The following is a 14,867-nucleotide window of genomic DNA, read 5'->3' on the forward strand; positions in this document are numbered from 1 at the left end:
TATCACCATGGTAGCAACAGCGTGCAGCGGGTCCACCGCCCAGGACAGTCCCAAGGTCAATTTGTTGGGGTTGCCGGAGGCCAAACTGGTGGACTACTTCGCCTCCATCGGGGAGAAAAGCTTCCGCGCCACCCAGGTGCTCAAGTGGATCCACCAATTGGGGGCGGAAAACTTTGATGATATGACCAATATCAGCAAAGATCTGCGCGCCAAGCTGAAAGAGTGCGCCGAAATTCGCGCTCCCGAGGTGATTCAACAGCTGGATTCCACTGACGGTACTCGCAAGTTCCTGATCCGGGTCTCCGGCGGCAGCGTGGTGGAAACCGTGTTTATCCCGGAAGGGGATCGCGGCACCCTGTGTGTCTCCTCCCAGGTGGGCTGCTCACTGGACTGTAGCTTCTGTGCAACTGGGAAACAGGGCTTTGACCGAGATCTGACCGCAGCCGAGATCATTGGTCAGGTGTGGATCGCCGCCAAATCCTTCGACCAGCTCCAGCCCGGGGCGCGTCGCCGGGTGACCAATGTGGTCCTGATGGGCATGGGCGAGCCTTTGCTCAACTTCGACAATGTTGTCGATGCCATGAATTTGATGATGCACGACAATGCTTATGGCATCTCCAAGCGGCGAGTAACCTTGAGCACCTCGGGCGTGGTGCCGGCCTTGGATCGCCTCAGCCAGTACACCGATGCCTGCCTGGCCATATCTCTGCATGCGCCCAATGATGCCTTGCGCAGCGAGTTGGTGCCCATCAATAAAAAATACCCCATTGCGATGCTCCTGGATTCCGCCCAGCGTTATATTGCTGCTTGTCCGGATACCCACCGAAGAATCACCATCGAATACACCTTGATCGATCAGGTCAATGACCGCCCCTGGCACGCAAAGGAACTGGCGGAACTCCTCCGTGACGTACCAGTCAAAATCAACCTGATTCCGTTCAACCCGTTCAAGCTGTCTAATTACAAGCGCGTGAGCAACAACGCCTTGCGCCGTTTCCAGGACATTCTGATGCAGGAAGGCTTTATCACCACCGTGCGCACCACCCGCGGTGAGGATATTGAGGCCGCCTGTGGACAACTGGCCGGTACGGTTAAGGACATCACTAAGAGAAGTGAAAGGTATCGCACACGCTTTGACGCTAACGAGGCGGTGGAAACCGTCAAAATAGTCTCTGAACTATAATTGATAAGAACGTGGAGGCGCACTGATGCACAACACCCCTTTAACCCTCATCCGCCGGGGTTTGTTTTTACTCCTGGTATTGGGCTTGAGCGCCTGTGTTAGCCAGCGCTCCGGGCCGCAAGTGGATCAGGAAAAAGCCATGGAGTCTTACGTCCAACTGGCTATGGCTTATATAGAAACCGGTAACCGCGAGGCGGCCCGCCACCATTTGCGCCGGGCCTTCGATTTGGAGCGCAACTCGGTTCCTGCCAACGCCGCCATGGCGATGCTCTACCAACTGGAAGGCGAGCCGGAACTGGCTGAGGATCGCTTTCGCTGGGTATTGCGTCGTGATCCCGGCTTCAGTCAGGCGCGTAACAACTACGGGGCTTTTCTCTTCCGGCAGGAACGCTATGAAGAGGCGTTCACCCAATTCGAGCGTGTATCCCGAGACCTGGATTATGAACATCGCGACCGTGCGCTTCTGAGTTTGGGCCGTACGGCCTTGGAGCTGGATAAACCTGAGCGGGCCAAGGCGGCCTTTGAGCACGCCCACACGCTGAATCGGCGGTCGGCTCCTGTGCTTTTGGAGCTCGCGGAAATTTATTTTAATGAACAGGACTATGCTCAGGCTAAGCGCTTCTTGGATCAGTACGGGGAGCTTTCCCGGCACACAGCGCGATCACTTCTGCTGGGCATTCGAATCGAGCGCATTTTTGGCAACAAGGACCAAGAGGCCAGTTACGCGTTGGCACTTAGAAACCGCTTTCCCTATTCCAATGAGTTGCTGGAATACCGGCGGATGACGAACGACTGAGGTTCCAATGACAACTGACCCAAGTAATCCGGAAGTAGATCATCCGTACCAGTCCCCAGGGACCATACTTCGACAAGCGAGAGAAAAAGCCGGCTTGGCGTTGGATGATGTGGTTGCTGAGACGCGTATGACATTGCACAATGTCCGCGCTCTGGAAAGCGACGACTTTTCCAAAATGCACTCGGACACCTTCACGCGAGGCTACCTTCGAATCTACGCCAAGTTGCTTAACCTGGATGTGGAGTCACTTCTGGCAGCCTACGGGCGAGCTCGTCAGGAGGCCGGGTTTGCCGAAGAAGATTCAGGTAATTCGCTGCAAAACACCGTTCCTGCCGCTCCAGGCCGTCCTTTATGGCACTTTGCCGTTTGCATATTGGCGCTTCTGGCGGGCCTATGGATACTCTCGATCTGGTTCCTGGGCAACGACGGTGAAAGCGAGACTTTGACCAGTGAAAGCGTGGTAGAGGCAGAGCTGGTCGCCTCGTCAGGAGCAGCGAGTTCCACTCCAGCAGCCTTCACAGAGACGGCCGAGCTAATGGAGCCGGAAGCTGAAGTCGCTTTGCCGGAAGAAGTGAACGCCGCGCCAGTGAGCGACGTGACCTTTCTGGCCGAAACTGAAGTGTTGGAAACAGATCCGCTCGATAGTCTGCAACTCTCGTTTATTGACGAGTGTTGGTTGGTAGTCACAGACGCCCAAGGCGATGTATTGGTGACTGATTTGGTTCAGCCAGGCCGGGAATTGAGCCTGCAGGGGCGAGCGCCTTTTGAAGTAAAAATGGGTAATGCTCCCGCCGTACAACTGTCATTGAACGGCGCGGCATTCGACTTGGACGTTCCCGCCGGTACCCGGTTAATGACCGTGTCGGTGGGCCAATAACACGGGCTGTCATTTATGCATTGCGAAACGCCAATTAAGCGGCGCAAGTCCCGACAAATAATGGTCGGAAATGTGCCGGTCGGCGGAGATGCGCCCATCTCCGTGCAAAGCATGACCAATACGGAAACGACCGACGTGGCCGCGACAGTGGGCCAGATTCAGCGTCTGCAATTGGCGGGCGCGGACATAGTGCGCGTGTCGGTGCCCTCCATGGACGCCGCCGAAGCGTTTGGCGAAATTCGCCGACAGGTACAAGTGCCCCTGGTGGCCGATATTCATTTTGACTACCGCATTGCGCTGCGCGTAGCCGACTTGGGCGTAGACTGCTTGCGTATCAACCCGGGTAATATCGGCCGGGAAAAGCGCATTCGTGCCGTGGTGGACAAGGCGCGCGACTTGGGTATCCCCATCCGCATCGGTGTCAACGCCGGTTCTCTGGAAAAAGATCTACAAAAGAAATACGGCGAGCCAACTCCCGATGCTCTGGTGGAGTCAGCATTGCGTCATGTGGAAATCCTGGATCAGCTGAACTTCCAAGACTTCAAAGTCAGCGTTAAGGCCTCCGACGTCTTTATGGCCGTGGCCGCTTACCGCAAGCTGGCGACCCAAATCGAGCAGCCTTTGCACCTGGGTATTACCGAAGCGGGCGGCCTGCGGGCGGGAACTGTCAAGTCAGCGGTAGGCCTAGGGGCGCTGCTACTGGACGGTATAGGTGATACAGTGCGCATCTCATTGGCGGCTGACCCAGTAGAAGAGGTCAAAGTCGGCTGGGATTTGCTAAAAAGCCTGAAGCTGCGCAGTAAGGGGGTGAACTTTATTGCCTGCCCCAGCTGCTCCCGCCAAAACTTCGATGTGATCCAGACCATGAACGAGCTGGAGCAGCGGGTAGAGGATATTACCGTTCCTCTGGATGTGGCCGTTATCGGTTGTGTGGTTAATGGTCCCGGAGAGGCGAAAGAGGCCGATCTAGGCTTGGCGGGCGGTTCGCCGCACAATTTGCTGTATATTGACGGCGCTCCGAGCCAGAAGCTAGGCAATGCGACCTTAGTGGATGATCTGGAGCGTTTGATCCGGGAAAAAGCCGAACAGAAAAAAGCACGATTGGCGGCGGAAGAAGCCAATACGATTATTCGGGTTTGAGGGTGAGTTTTGAGAGCCCGGTGCCTCTAGGTGGAAACGGCCGGTAGGGGGTGGGTACTTTTGAAAACGCGGTGAATACATCCCTGTAGCTCCCCCGCTTCATCCATGAAGCGAGGGTTTCAAAAGTACCCACCCCCTACCGGCCGAGTGGTTGCTGGCGGTTCACGGCTTTGGTTAAACATAGACCCCACTACTCACTCACTAACTAATAGATAGCGGCTAAACGCTAGCCAGGCTGTCTTAATGGCACAGAAGGCAGTGGGGCGAATCTAGTTTTGAAACCTTCACTTCAGGGATGAAGTGCAGGAGCTACAGGGATGTATTCACCGCGTTTTCAAAACTAGATTCGCCCCACTGCCTGGGCTCTGAATAGCCGTAGACTGTTTGAACAGAGCTCATAGTCATCACCGAACCCAAAACACAAGAAAATGAGAAAAAACGAGAGAGTTCTTTGAAAAAGATTCAAGCCATCCGAGGAATGAACGATTTACTGCCAGATGAGTCTCCGTACTGGCAGTATCTGGAAAAAACCGTCACCGACATACTGCGTCGCTACGGTTATCGGGAAATCCGCTTTCCAGTACTGGAATCGACCGATCTGTTCAAACGCTCCATTGGCGAAGTGACCGATATCGTCGAAAAAGAAATGTACACCTTCGAAGATCGCAACGGAGACAGCATCACCCTGCGCCCCGAAGGTACCGCCAGCTGCGTACGCGCCTGCGAAGAGCACGGCCTGTTGTACAACCAGACACAGCGCCTGTGGTACATGGGCCCCATGTTCCGCCACGAACGGCCGCAGAAAGGCCGTTACCGGCAGTTTCACCAAATTGGTGTGGAAGTGTTTGGGCTGACCGGGCCGGACGTGGACGCGGAAATACTGTTGCTGAGCGCGCGTATTCTGCGCGACCTGGGGTTGGGCGATTGGGTGCACCTGGAGCTGAATTCGCTCGGTAGCACCGAAGCGAGAAAAACTTATCGGGAAGCCTTGGTGGCCTACCTGGAGCAGTATCGAGAACAGCTGGATGAAGACAGCCAGCGCCGTTTGGGCACCAATCCACTGCGGATTTTGGATAGCAAGAATAGCGCTACGCAAGCACTCTTGAAAGACGCTCCCGTACTGACGGATTATCTGGATCCCGAATCACGGGAACACTTTGAGCAACTGCAAGCACTGCTGGATGCCAACGGCGTAAACTACACCGTCAACCCCCGGCTCGTTCGTGGGTTGGATTATTACGGGAAGACCGCGTTTGAATGGGTGACTGATAAACTGGGTGCCCAAGGCACGGTTTGCGCTGGTGGGCGCTACGATGGCCTGGTGGAACAATTGGGTGGAAAATCCACCCCCGCCATTGGCTTCGGCATTGGCCTTGAGCGACTGGTATTGATGCTTCAAGCCGCGGAAATTTCACCGCCGGGGCTGGGGCAGCAAGCTCAGATTTATTTGGCAGCGGTTGGAGAAGTACAGTCCCAGGCACTGCAGCTCGCCGAGCAATTGCGTGACGCTCTGCCGGGAGTCAGTTTGTTGACTCACTGTGGCGGTGGCAGTTTTAAAAGCCAATTGAAAAAAGCCGACAAAAGCCAGGCTCAAGTGGCGCTGATACTGGGAGAAGACGAGGCCCGTAACGGCTCGGTAACCATTAAAATGCTGCGAGAAGACAAACCCCAGCAAACACTTTCGGCCAGTGAGGCCATCGAATATTTGCGCGCTGAATTACAGCCGTAATCAATATAATACTGACATTAACAGGAGCCCGATGTGAGCGATCATTTGACCGAAGAAGAACAACTAGAGGCGCTCAAGCGCTGGTGGAAAGAAAACGGCAAGTGGGTAGTCACGGCCGTGGTGCTGTCCGTGGGTGGCTATTTTGGCTGGAACGCTTGGCAGGACCAACGCTTGGCACAAGCACATACCGCCTCCGCCCAGTACGAAGCGCTGCTCGACAGTGTTGACGCCGGCGAACCAGCTACTGGTTTGGTCGAGGAGATCAAGCAAACCAGCCGCAACAGCCAATACGCCTTTAACGCAGCGTTTCTGCGAGCCAAAGCCGCCATTGATGAAGAAGATCTAGAGACGGCGGCCAATGAGCTGGAATGGGTCCTGACCCAAGCGTCCCGTGGTCCGGTTTCCGAGCTGGCGCGCGTTCGTCTGGCCCGTGTGCTAACCGCGCAATCGGCATACGACGAAGCATTGCGTCTGTTAGAGGAAGGCAGGCCGTCAGAAAGCATCGCCTCCAAGTACGACGAAGCGCGCGGTGACATCCTACTGCGCCAAGGCAACATTGACGGCGCACGTGCCGCATACCAACGGGCCCTGGAAGGCCTTGATCAAGCTGCGCAAAACCGCGCCGCACTGTTGGAAATGAAACTCGATAATTTAGCGACGCCCGCCACAGCCGGTTCGGCGCTCGAGGAGAACGCTTCATGAAGTATTGCACGCTCATTCTGTGTGCGCTTTTGGTGTCTGGTTGTGCCCTGTTTACCAAAGACGATGCCACCCGTCCGATGGACCTAGTGGAATTTGAACCCACGATTAATTTGGAATCTGTGTGGCGAAGAAATGTCGGCGTTGGCACCGGAAAGGGGGTTGTGCAACTGCAGCCCGCGATCGATGGCGACGTAATTTATGCGGCGGACGCTCGGGGCAGGGTACAAGCGTTCAACCGCTTTAATGGCGCGCGGCAGTGGCGCCAGAGAACTGGCTACGAAATTACCGGTGGCGTTGGCGTCAGTAACGGCCTGGTCTTATTTGGTACTCGTCAGGGTGAAGTAGTTGCTCTGTCCAGCGAAGATGGCGAAGAGCTCTGGCGTACCAACCTGACCAGCGAAGTGGTATCAGTGCCGAACACTGACGGTGCCACGGTTGTCGCGCAGACCATTGACGGCAAACTGTTCGCCATGGACGCTAAAACGGGCGAGAATCGGTGGCGCTACGAGACACCGGCTCCCATTTTGACTCTCCGAGGCAGTGGTCAGCCGCTGTTCACTGGTTCTATGGTGGTTGCTGGCTTTGCCAATGGTAAAGTGATTGCGTTCAACACTCGCAACGGTTTGATTCAGTGGGAATACCGTGTGGCTTTGCCGCAAGGTCGCTCAGAGCTGGACCGGATGGTGGATATCAGCGCGTCTCCCTTGTTGCACGAGACGGTTATTTACGCCGCGTCCTACCAAGGGCGAGTCGTGGCACTGAACCGCAGCAACGGCCGCCCCTTATGGGCGGCGGACACCTCCACGCATCAAGATTTGGCCATCGCCGGGCGTACGCTGTTTGTATCCGAGGCGAACAGTCGCGTGACCGCTTACCGTTCCACATCGGGTGAAATTTTGTGGCAAAACGACCAGATGCTACGCCGGTACATCAACGGTCCACAGGTGCTGGGTGATTATGTCGCCGTTGCTGATTTCAAAGGTTATCTGCACGTGATGAACCAAAGCGATGGCGAGTTCGTGGCCCGGCGGCGGGTAAATCGCCGTGGTGTCAGCGGCAGCATGAAGAGCGATGGAGACATTCTCTACGTGTATGGCGATAGAGGCCGCCTGCAAGCCTTCCGAATAGCGGACTAAAACTGGCTGCTAGCTTCGAGAGTCGGTTTAAGGCCAGTCATGGGATTCTTCCCGTGGCTGGCTTTTTGCGTTAATTTACTGGGAAAAATCCCATCAATCCACTATGCTGCGCCCCCGAAGCTGCACCAACTCTAGACTGATTAAAGCCTTATGATGCCAATTATCGCCCTTGTAGGGCGCCCAAATGTCGGAAAGTCCACCCTGTTTAACCAGCTCACCCGCAGCCGGGAAGCTCTGGTGGCTAATTACGCCGGCCTGACCCGTGATCGCAAATACGGCAAGGGGACCATCGAAGGGCGCTCCTTTATGGTGATTGATACTGGCGGCATCAGTGGGGAAGAAGAAGGAATTGATACGGTTATGGCCGGGCAGTCGCTGCAAGCGATTCGCGAGGCGGATACCGTGCTGTTTATACTGGACAGTCGCGAAGGCGTGACCGCCGCGGACCATATGATTGCTAAACATCTGCGTACGCAGCATAAAAAAGTCTATCTGGTGGCCAACAAAATTGATGGCATGGATCCGGATGTGGCCCTGGCGCCGTTCTACGAATTGGGGCTGGGAGAGATTTTCGCCACTACCGCCACTCACGGGCGCGGCGTTAAATCCATGATGGCCGAGGTGCTCGGCGAAGTGCCAGAAGATGAAGAGCCCGCGCCGGCTGTTGAAGCAAGGGGTATTAAAATCGCTTTGGTGGGCCGGCCCAACGTGGGCAAGTCCACCTTAGTCAATCGACTGTTGGGCGAAGACCGGGTCGTAGTCTATGACGAGCCCGGCACCACACGCGACAGTGTGTACATCAACTACGAGCGGTTCGACAAACCTTACACCTTGATCGACACCGCGGGCGTGCGTCGGCGTAAGAACGTATCCCAATCCATCGAAAAGTTTTCCATTGTCAAAACCCTGCAAGCCATCGACGACGCCAATGTGGTAATTCTGGTGATGGATGCCAGCGAAGGCGTGGTGGATCAGGACCTACATTTGATGGGGACTGTGCTTGATGCGGGCCGAGCGCTGGTGGTAGCTTTGAACAAGTGGGACGGTCTGGAAGACGGCCACAAACAGTACGTACGCAGCGAAATTGAACGGCGCTTGCGTTTCGTCGATTTTGCCGAGATCCATTTTATATCCGCTTTGCATGGCACTGGCGTCGGGCACTTGTATGAATCGATCGAAAAGGCCTACGCTTCGGCCACGGATAAGTTCTCTACCAATTTCCTGACGCGTGTCTTGCAGGACGCTGTCAAAGATCATCAACCGCCCATGATCAATGGCCGGCGCATCAAATTGCGCTATGCGCACCCCGGTGGACACAACCCGCCGATTATCGTTATTCACGGTAACCAAACCGCAGCAGTGCCCAACCATTACGTGCGTTATTTGGAGAAAACTTTTCGCCGGGTTCTGGACTTGCAGGGCACACCGGTGCGCATTGAATTTAAATCCAGCGAGAATCCTTTCTCGGGCATCAAAAAGAAATCCGACAAGCAATCGCCCAGGCGTAATCGCACCAGTCGGCCGTCGAAGAAATAGCGCGCTGCTGCCCGGAACAATTTGAGGGGAGCACCTAAATTCCAACAAATTACGCAGTCTCAGCAGCAAATTTTACCGTCAGATACTCGAAAACTTAGGTGAAGGTGGTGTACTTCGTAAGGCAATCCCGGGCAATTCGCAGGAGGCTTTTCGAAAACGCCGTAAACCCATCCCCGGGGGCTCTCCCACAAGATCCCTCTTGTGAGAGTTTCGAAAAGCCTCCTGCGAATCGCCTCCCTCGCCGCAACTAGGTCATTCTTCTCTTGGGCTCCCCACCGTCGCTGCAATGACGACAATCAGGGAAGGGTTGGGGGAAAAGAGCTCGGTACTCTGAGACTACAAGGGGCGTGCAGGGTGAGTGTTCAGCAAGCCTCAAAAGAGGGACCTTTCGGCCGGCGCTCCGGTGAGGCAGTCCCCATGGACGACTCGCAGGGAAGCGAGGAGTGTCCCGTAGCGCCGGGAGCGCGCAGGGACTGGGGCCACGACGTTTGCTGAACACTCACCCTGCGCGGCCCGAGGGCTAGCTTACGAAGCTACTTACTTGATTACATGTTCCCCACAGCGGTGCGTCTTCACAGGAATGACAGGATGTATGGTCATGTTCAGTGTGTCTAACCACCAGGAGGTGCGATGAGCAGTTTGGTGTTTATTGTAGTCTGCCTAGCGCTCGGTCTAGCCCTGCAGCGCTCACGGCAGGTGCCGGCGAACGCTGCCAGTGCGCTTAACTTCTATATCATTTACATCGCCTTACCGGCCATGGTGCTGACAGAGATTCCCAAGCTCAGCCTGGATCGGGAAGCGCTGTTGCCGGTTATCTCCACCTGGGTGGTGATGGGCGTGACGGCATTTTTGGTGTGGAGCGCCGCCACTTGGTTGCGTTGGTCGCGTTCAGTCACCGGCGCCATGATGCTCATCATTCCCCTGGGCAACACGTCCTTTGTCGGGATCCCACTGATTGAAGCGCTGCTCGGCGCCGAAGCCCTACCTTACGCCATACTCTATGATCAGTTTGGAACTGTAATTGCGCTTAATACCTACGGCGTCTTGGTGGCGGCATGGTATAGCGATCAGCACGCGGCGTGGCAGAAAGTGGCTAAAACCATAGTGACATTTCCGCCTTTCGTGGCGTTTTGCATCGCCATGCTGGCGGTGATCAGCCCCTGGCAGTTTCCTGAATGGTGGTTGACGGCGACCGGCCGTATAGCCTTGAGCCTTGCGCCTGTGGTGATGGTAGCGGTGGGGCTGCAGTGGCAGTTGCGCCTAGAACGTCATGCGCTGGTTCCTATGGCGACCGGTTTATCCTTAAAGTTGGTGCTGATACCAGCCCTAGTGTTCGGTATGTTTTGGTTGTTGGGGCTGGATACGCTGGCCGCACACACGGTGGTGTTGCAAGCGGCCATGCCCGCCATGATCTCCGCCGGTATTCTGGCGATTAGTCACGGGCTGGCACCGCGGTTGGTGTCCAGCCTGATCGGCTATGGCTTACTTCTTTCGCTGTTCACCGTGCCCATGTGGAGTCTGTTGCTGAGCGCATAAAACCGTTACTGGTGCCAAAAAGGTTGGCCAACCGTTGGTGTGCTGGGGCTGGCCGTTTGTCGCTTTTGCATCAACCCGGCCCGGAAGGCTTTGCGACCGGCGTCGATGGCATCGGCAAACGCCTCAGCCATCAAGGGTGGGTTCTGGGCTTTGGCTACCGCACTGTTGAGCAGTATGCCGTCAAAGCCCATTTCCATGGCTTCCGCCGCTTGAGAAGGAGCGCCCAGGCCTGCATCAATAATTAACGGTACGTTTTTGATTCTCTCCCGCAAGGTGTTCAGATTGTAGCGATTGAGCAACCCTTGGCCAGTGCCGATGGGTGAGCCCCACGGCATCAGCACTTCGCAGCCCACATCCAGTAAACGCTGACAGAGAATTAAATCGTCGGTGCAGTAGGGCAGAACCTTGAAGCCTTTTTTGATCAAGTTTTCGGATGCTTCCACCAACCCAAAGGGATCTGGCTGGAGGTTGTAATCGTCGCCAATGACTTCCAGTTTTACCCAGGGCGTATCGAACATTTCCCGAGACATTTCGGCCAGGGTCACCGCTTCCTTTACCGATTTACAACCAGCCGTATTGGGTAGCAGTCGACAACCACTCTCCTGAATGTACCGCCAAATGGCATCGCCATCACGGTTGCCCGGATTTTGTCGGCGCAAGCCGAGCGTGACAATTTCGCACCGGGATGCCTCGATAGACGAGCGCATAATTTCCGGAGAATTGTACAGCGCCGTGCCCAGTAAAAACCGGCTGGTAAAGCTTTCCCCGTACAGGGTTAAGTTATCATTTTGTAGATCGTTCATATCAACCTCCTCCAACCGGCTTGACCACATCGAGTTGATCGCCGTCGTGTAAGGGTTGGATGGTGTATTGTGTTCTGGGCACGAACTCACCATTGATGGCCACGGCAATTTTTGCATCGCCATAACCCCAGGCGTTCAGGGCTTCGCTTAACAGAGTGTCCGCTTCGACCTGGACGGGCTCGTTGTTCAAACTCAGATGGATCATAACTGGGATTCTCCCAACGATGGTGTCAGTAAATGGGCGAACGGTGACGGTGCGGATAAACCCAGTTCCGCCAATACCTGAGTAACGACAGCCGGCGCCAGCAAATAGCCATGGCGGAATAATCCGTTGGCGCTGATCAGTCCTTCCGTTCGGGTAATGTGTGGCTGGTTGTCCATAAAGGCCGGACGCAAGTTGACCCCTTGTTCCAGTATGCGGGCTTCCGCGAACGCCGGTGCGATTGTGTACAGCGCGCTACCCAGTTCAAGCGACGATTGCAGAGACATGGGTGAGCGATCTTCACTTTCAATTTGCGTGGCACCAATGATGAAGCGTTGCTCCGGTTTGGGCACGATGTAAAGCTGATAACGCGGGTGCATTAAGCGAACCGGTCGGTGCAGACGTACTTCGTTGGTCTGAACATGCAGCGTTTCGCCGCGCACGCCACGCAGCTCAGTAAGACGGTCTTTTGCACCAGTGCCCCGACAGTCTAACACCCAGTCAAATCGTTCTTCACCACGCGCACTGATGACGGCACCGGCGGACACCTCAACCGGGCAATGCTCAATGCAATGAGCGCCGAGACGGCGAATTTCCGATGCCAGGCGTAACAATAGAGTGCGATTATCCAGGTGAGCTTCGTCCTCCAACAGAAGGCCTTGTTGGAAGGACGAACTCAGATCCGGTTCGAGGTCATGAATTTCGGGGCCTGCCACGTGGCGGTAATTGCTGGCCTCTGGTAGGACGTACTCCAAGTCTTGAGCGAATTGCTGCAGTTCACTCAAATCCTGTGGATGGGCGACTACCAGGCTGCCACGGCCCTCATAGAGTGCGGCATCGTCTTTGCCTAACTCTTGCAACCAGCGCGGCCAGATTTGCAGGGCGTACAGACCCATTTCATACACATTTCGGTCAGACACCACCGCTTCGCTCAGTGGCGAGATCATGCCCGCCGCGGTCCAGGCTGCACAGTTTGGTGACGTTAATGCGCCCGCGTCATACAGCGTGACCTTGTGGCCCTGGCGGAGTAATTGCCAGGCGAGTAAGCGACCGAGTAGACCGGCACCGGCAATGGCGAAAGAGTTTTGCGATTCGGACTTCACCTGTTCCTCACTGTGTGGATGGACCAGGTATCGGTGGGGACAAACGAGGGGCAGGGATCGACTGCTGACCTTGTTCCCTCCGCAGGCACCAACCTGATCAGGTTCAACGGGTTCGGCCGTACCGATCTCAGCCTCCGAACAAGGTTTTTCAACCTCGCCAAGGCGCCCCGACAAGAGGTGCCAATATAACAGAGTCCCGGCGCTATGCAATGCCCCCAATCGCTGGGCGCACTGAGCCGAGGTTGGTACAATTTCACTACCCACCCTTTATAAACGCGCCCTACTTAGTGGCGCTCAAGTTGTAGAGAGAATGCCGTGTCCAATACCAAAGCTCCCCGTGTGGAAATTCACTATTGCTTACAATGCCGCTGGCTATTGCGTGCCGCTTGGCTCGCCCAGGAGTTGTTGAGTACGTTCGAAAGTGATTTGGGAGAAGTGGCCCTGGTGCCCGGTACTGGCGGTGTGTTTGATATTCTTTGCGATGAGCAGCTGATTTATTCGCGCAAGCGCGAAGGGCGTTTTCCAGAAGCCAAAGAGATCAAACAGCTGGTGCGTGATCAAGTGTCACCGGATAAGGATTTGGGGCACAGCGATCGTTAGCGATTAACAAGCCAATAAAGAGCCTGCTAATCTTCGGTGCCAGTTACCGTGCTGACAACTACCCCTTCGGCGAGCCGAGATCTCACCGTATCACCCGGTTGAACCTGCCGGCTGCTGTGTAAGACCTGCCCATTGGTATCCGTCGCAATGGCGTAACCACGCTCCAAGGTTTTGAGCGGGCTAACGCTATTCAATAACCGAGCCGCCTCTTTAAATCTCTGCTGACGCTGTTGCAGTTGCAGGTGGATCTGCCGGTTGAGCTGAGTTTCCAGTTGACTCAGCTGCCGCCGTAACTGTTGCAGGCGAGCGCCGGGCTGTAAGGCTCGTTGCCGGGCGATCAGGTTGCTCAAATGTTGATGTTTGCGCTCCAGTTGTACTTTAACGCACCGAGTGAGTCGCGCTTCCAGCCCGTCCAGTCGCTGGCTCTGTTGCTGCAAACGTTCCCCAGGGTGGCGCAACCGGCGGCGAATGTGGTCAAGCTTAGCTCGGTCGTCTGCAATCCGCCGCCGTACAATCTGCTGCAATCGGCCCAGGCAGTTGCTGAACCGGGCTTGGTATTCCAATACGTCCGGCACCACCAGTTCCGCAGCGGCGGAGGGCGTCGGCGCTCGCACGTCCGCCACGAAATCCGCAATACTAAAGTCCACTTCGTGCCCCACGGCACTGACCACCGGAACGCCGGAGGCGTAAATGGCTCTGGCCACCGATTCTTCATTAAAAGGCCATAAGTCTTCCAGCGAGCCACCGCCGCGGGTGAGGATCACCACATCGAACATGTCGGCGCGGTTGGCCAGTTCCAGCGCGCGCACAATCGCGGGCGCCGCCTCTTTGCCTTGTACGGGCACGGGAATCAGCGCCACCGGGACGCTCGGGAAACGCCGCTCCAGCACCGACAAGATGTCGCGAATCGCCGCGCCTGTGGCGGAGCTGATCACGGCAATATGTTTTGGCAGTGAGGGTAGGGGGCGCTTACGCTCCTGCTCAAACAGTCCTTCCTGGGACAGGCGCTGTTTGAGTTCCTCAAAGGCTCTCTGCAGGGCGCCAAAACCCGCTTCCTCCATGTGCTCGGCAATCAATTGGTAGTCACCGCGGCCTTCATAGAGGCTAACCCGTGCACGCAACAGCAGCTGCTGCCCTTGAGCAGGGTTAAAGCGCACCAGTTGGTTGCGATTGCGGAACATGGCGCAGCGGACCTGGGCTTGGTCGTCCTTCAGGGTGAAGTACCAGTGGCCGGAGGAGGGCCGGGACAAATTGGAAACTTCCCCTTCGACCCAGACAAGGGGAAAGTGCGTTTCCAGCAATTGCTTGGAGCGGCGATTAAGCTGACTGACCGAGAGCACGTTTCGCTCGGGGCCGCCGGAGATGAGGGGATTTGTCATGGCGCCATTCTAGCAGGCTATGTAAAAGCTATGTAAAAACTACTAACGCTTCGAGTCGCATGAGCAGGTGCCCGACACCCTTGACAAGGCGTATTTTGGTTTACCCAGGAGGCTTCAGACGGTATAATTGCCGGTTTACTTTAGA

At 55.9% G+C, this 14,867-nt stretch carries 14 protein-coding genes and 1 riboswitch; of the genes, 10 read left to right on the forward strand and 4 right to left on the reverse strand.

Annotation, left to right across the window (positions count from 1 at the left end; genetic code table 11):
• The first annotated feature begins 7 nt into the window (after positions 1–7).
• From rlmN to RBH33_RS11200, 9 genes are all read left to right on the forward strand, one after another.
• On the forward strand, positions 8–1,183 hold the full coding sequence (gene rlmN, locus RBH33_RS11160) for a dual-specificity RNA methyltransferase RlmN (RefSeq protein ID WP_306732269.1): 1,176 nt from the start codon (positions 8–10) through the stop codon (positions 1,181–1,183).
• A gap of 25 nt (positions 1,184–1,208) precedes the next feature.
• Positions 1,209–1,979, forward strand: coding sequence for a type IV pilus biogenesis/stability protein PilW (gene pilW, locus RBH33_RS11165; protein WP_306732270.1), 771 nt, complete (start codon positions 1,209–1,211; stop codon positions 1,977–1,979).
• Between the two features lie 7 nt (positions 1,980–1,986).
• On the forward strand, positions 1,987–2,856 hold the full coding sequence (locus RBH33_RS11170) for a RodZ domain-containing protein (protein WP_306732271.1): 870 nt from the start codon (positions 1,987–1,989) through the stop codon (positions 2,854–2,856).
• Between the two features lie 15 nt (positions 2,857–2,871).
• Positions 2,872–3,996: a flavodoxin-dependent (E)-4-hydroxy-3-methylbut-2-enyl-diphosphate synthase gene (gene ispG, locus RBH33_RS11175; protein ID WP_306732272.1), complete on the forward strand. Its 1,125-nt coding sequence runs from the start codon at positions 2,872–2,874 to the stop codon at positions 3,994–3,996.
• A gap of 451 nt (positions 3,997–4,447) precedes the next feature.
• A complete protein-coding gene (hisS, locus tag RBH33_RS11180; protein WP_306732273.1) occupies positions 4,448–5,725 on the forward strand; it encodes a histidine--tRNA ligase in 1,278 nt (425 codons plus the stop codon).
• Between the two features lie 33 nt (positions 5,726–5,758).
• Positions 5,759–6,427, forward strand: coding sequence for a YfgM family protein (locus tag RBH33_RS11185; RefSeq protein WP_306732274.1), 669 nt, complete (start codon positions 5,759–5,761; stop codon positions 6,425–6,427).
• Complete coding sequence (bamB, locus tag RBH33_RS11190) at positions 6,424–7,563, forward strand: outer membrane protein assembly factor BamB (protein WP_306732275.1); 1,140 nt, start codon at positions 6,424–6,426, stop codon at positions 7,561–7,563. The genes RBH33_RS11185 and bamB overlap by 4 nt, the downstream gene beginning before the upstream one ends.
• A 150-nt stretch (positions 7,564–7,713) precedes the next feature.
• Positions 7,714–9,099, forward strand: a complete 1,386-nt coding sequence (gene der / locus RBH33_RS11195; protein ID WP_306732276.1) for a ribosome biogenesis GTPase Der — start codon at positions 7,714–7,716, stop codon at positions 9,097–9,099.
• A gap of 630 nt (positions 9,100–9,729) precedes the next feature.
• The gene (locus RBH33_RS11200; protein WP_306732277.1) at positions 9,730–10,635 is read left to right on the forward strand and encodes an AEC family transporter; all 906 of its coding nucleotides are present in this window, start codon (positions 9,730–9,732) and stop codon (positions 10,633–10,635) included.
• Between the two features lie 5 nt (positions 10,636–10,640).
• Here RBH33_RS11200 and RBH33_RS11205 read toward each other — a convergent pair whose 3' ends face one another.
• From RBH33_RS11205 to thiO, 3 genes are read right to left on the reverse strand one after another with little or no spacing between them, the layout of a single operon-like run.
• Positions 10,641–11,438, reverse strand: a complete 798-nt coding sequence (locus RBH33_RS11205; RefSeq protein WP_306732278.1) for a thiazole synthase — start codon at positions 11,436–11,438, stop codon at positions 10,641–10,643.
• Position 11,439: 1 nt separating this feature from the next.
• Positions 11,440–11,643 (reverse strand): sulfur carrier protein ThiS, encoded by a 204-nt coding sequence (thiS, locus tag RBH33_RS11210; protein WP_306732279.1) that lies wholly within the window; start codon positions 11,641–11,643, stop codon positions 11,440–11,442.
• Positions 11,640–12,743, reverse strand: a complete 1,104-nt coding sequence (thiO, locus tag RBH33_RS11215) for a glycine oxidase ThiO (RefSeq protein WP_306732280.1) — start codon at positions 12,741–12,743, stop codon at positions 11,640–11,642. Before thiO ends, thiS begins: the two co-directional genes overlap by 4 nt.
• 57 nt (positions 12,744–12,800) lie before the next feature.
• Positions 12,801–12,923: riboswitch (TPP riboswitch) on the reverse strand.
• 135 nt (positions 12,924–13,058) lie between these two features.
• On the opposite strand from thiO, the gene RBH33_RS11220 reads away from it, so the two are divergent.
• On the forward strand, positions 13,059–13,343 hold the full coding sequence (locus RBH33_RS11220; protein ID WP_306732281.1) for an Rdx family protein: 285 nt from the start codon (positions 13,059–13,061) through the stop codon (positions 13,341–13,343).
• A 26-nt stretch (positions 13,344–13,369) separates the two neighbouring features.
• Here the strand turns inward: RBH33_RS11220 and xseA are convergent, their stop codons facing one another.
• Positions 13,370–14,722, reverse strand: coding sequence for an exodeoxyribonuclease VII large subunit (gene xseA, locus RBH33_RS11225; protein WP_306732282.1), 1,353 nt, complete (start codon positions 14,720–14,722; stop codon positions 13,370–13,372).
• Between the last annotated feature and the right edge of the window lie 145 nt (positions 14,723–14,867).

This window comes from Marinimicrobium hydrolyticum (assembly GCF_030848505.1).
Classification (GTDB): Bacteria; Pseudomonadota; Gammaproteobacteria; order Pseudomonadales; family Cellvibrionaceae; genus JAVDDU01.

Bases quoted from the DNA above. Each gene is read 5' to 3' on its own strand.
- rlmN (WP_306732269.1), top strand. From the start codon at position 8: ATGGTAGCAACAGCGTGCAGCGGGTCCACCGCCCAGGACAGTCCCAAG.
- pilW (WP_306732270.1), top strand. From the start codon at position 1,209: ATGCACAACACCCCTTTAACCCTCATCCGCCGGGGTTTGTTTTTACTC.
- RBH33_RS11170 (WP_306732271.1), top strand. From the start codon at position 1,987: ATGACAACTGACCCAAGTAATCCGGAAGTAGATCATCCGTACCAGTCC.
- ispG (WP_306732272.1), top strand. From the start codon at position 2,872: ATGCATTGCGAAACGCCAATTAAGCGGCGCAAGTCCCGACAAATAATG.
- bamB (WP_306732275.1), top strand. From the start codon at position 6,424: ATGAAGTATTGCACGCTCATTCTGTGTGCGCTTTTGGTGTCTGGTTGT.
- der (WP_306732276.1), top strand. From the start codon at position 7,714: ATGATGCCAATTATCGCCCTTGTAGGGCGCCCAAATGTCGGAAAGTCC.
- RBH33_RS11200 (WP_306732277.1), top strand. From the start codon at position 9,730: ATGAGCAGTTTGGTGTTTATTGTAGTCTGCCTAGCGCTCGGTCTAGCC.
- RBH33_RS11205 (WP_306732278.1), bottom strand. From the start codon at position 11,438: ATGAACGATCTACAAAATGATAACTTAACCCTGTACGGGGAAAGCTTT.
- thiS (WP_306732279.1), bottom strand. From the start codon at position 11,643: ATGATCCATCTGAGTTTGAACAACGAGCCCGTCCAGGTCGAAGCGGAC.
- xseA (WP_306732282.1), bottom strand. From the start codon at position 14,722: ATGACAAATCCCCTCATCTCCGGCGGCCCCGAGCGAAACGTGCTCTCG.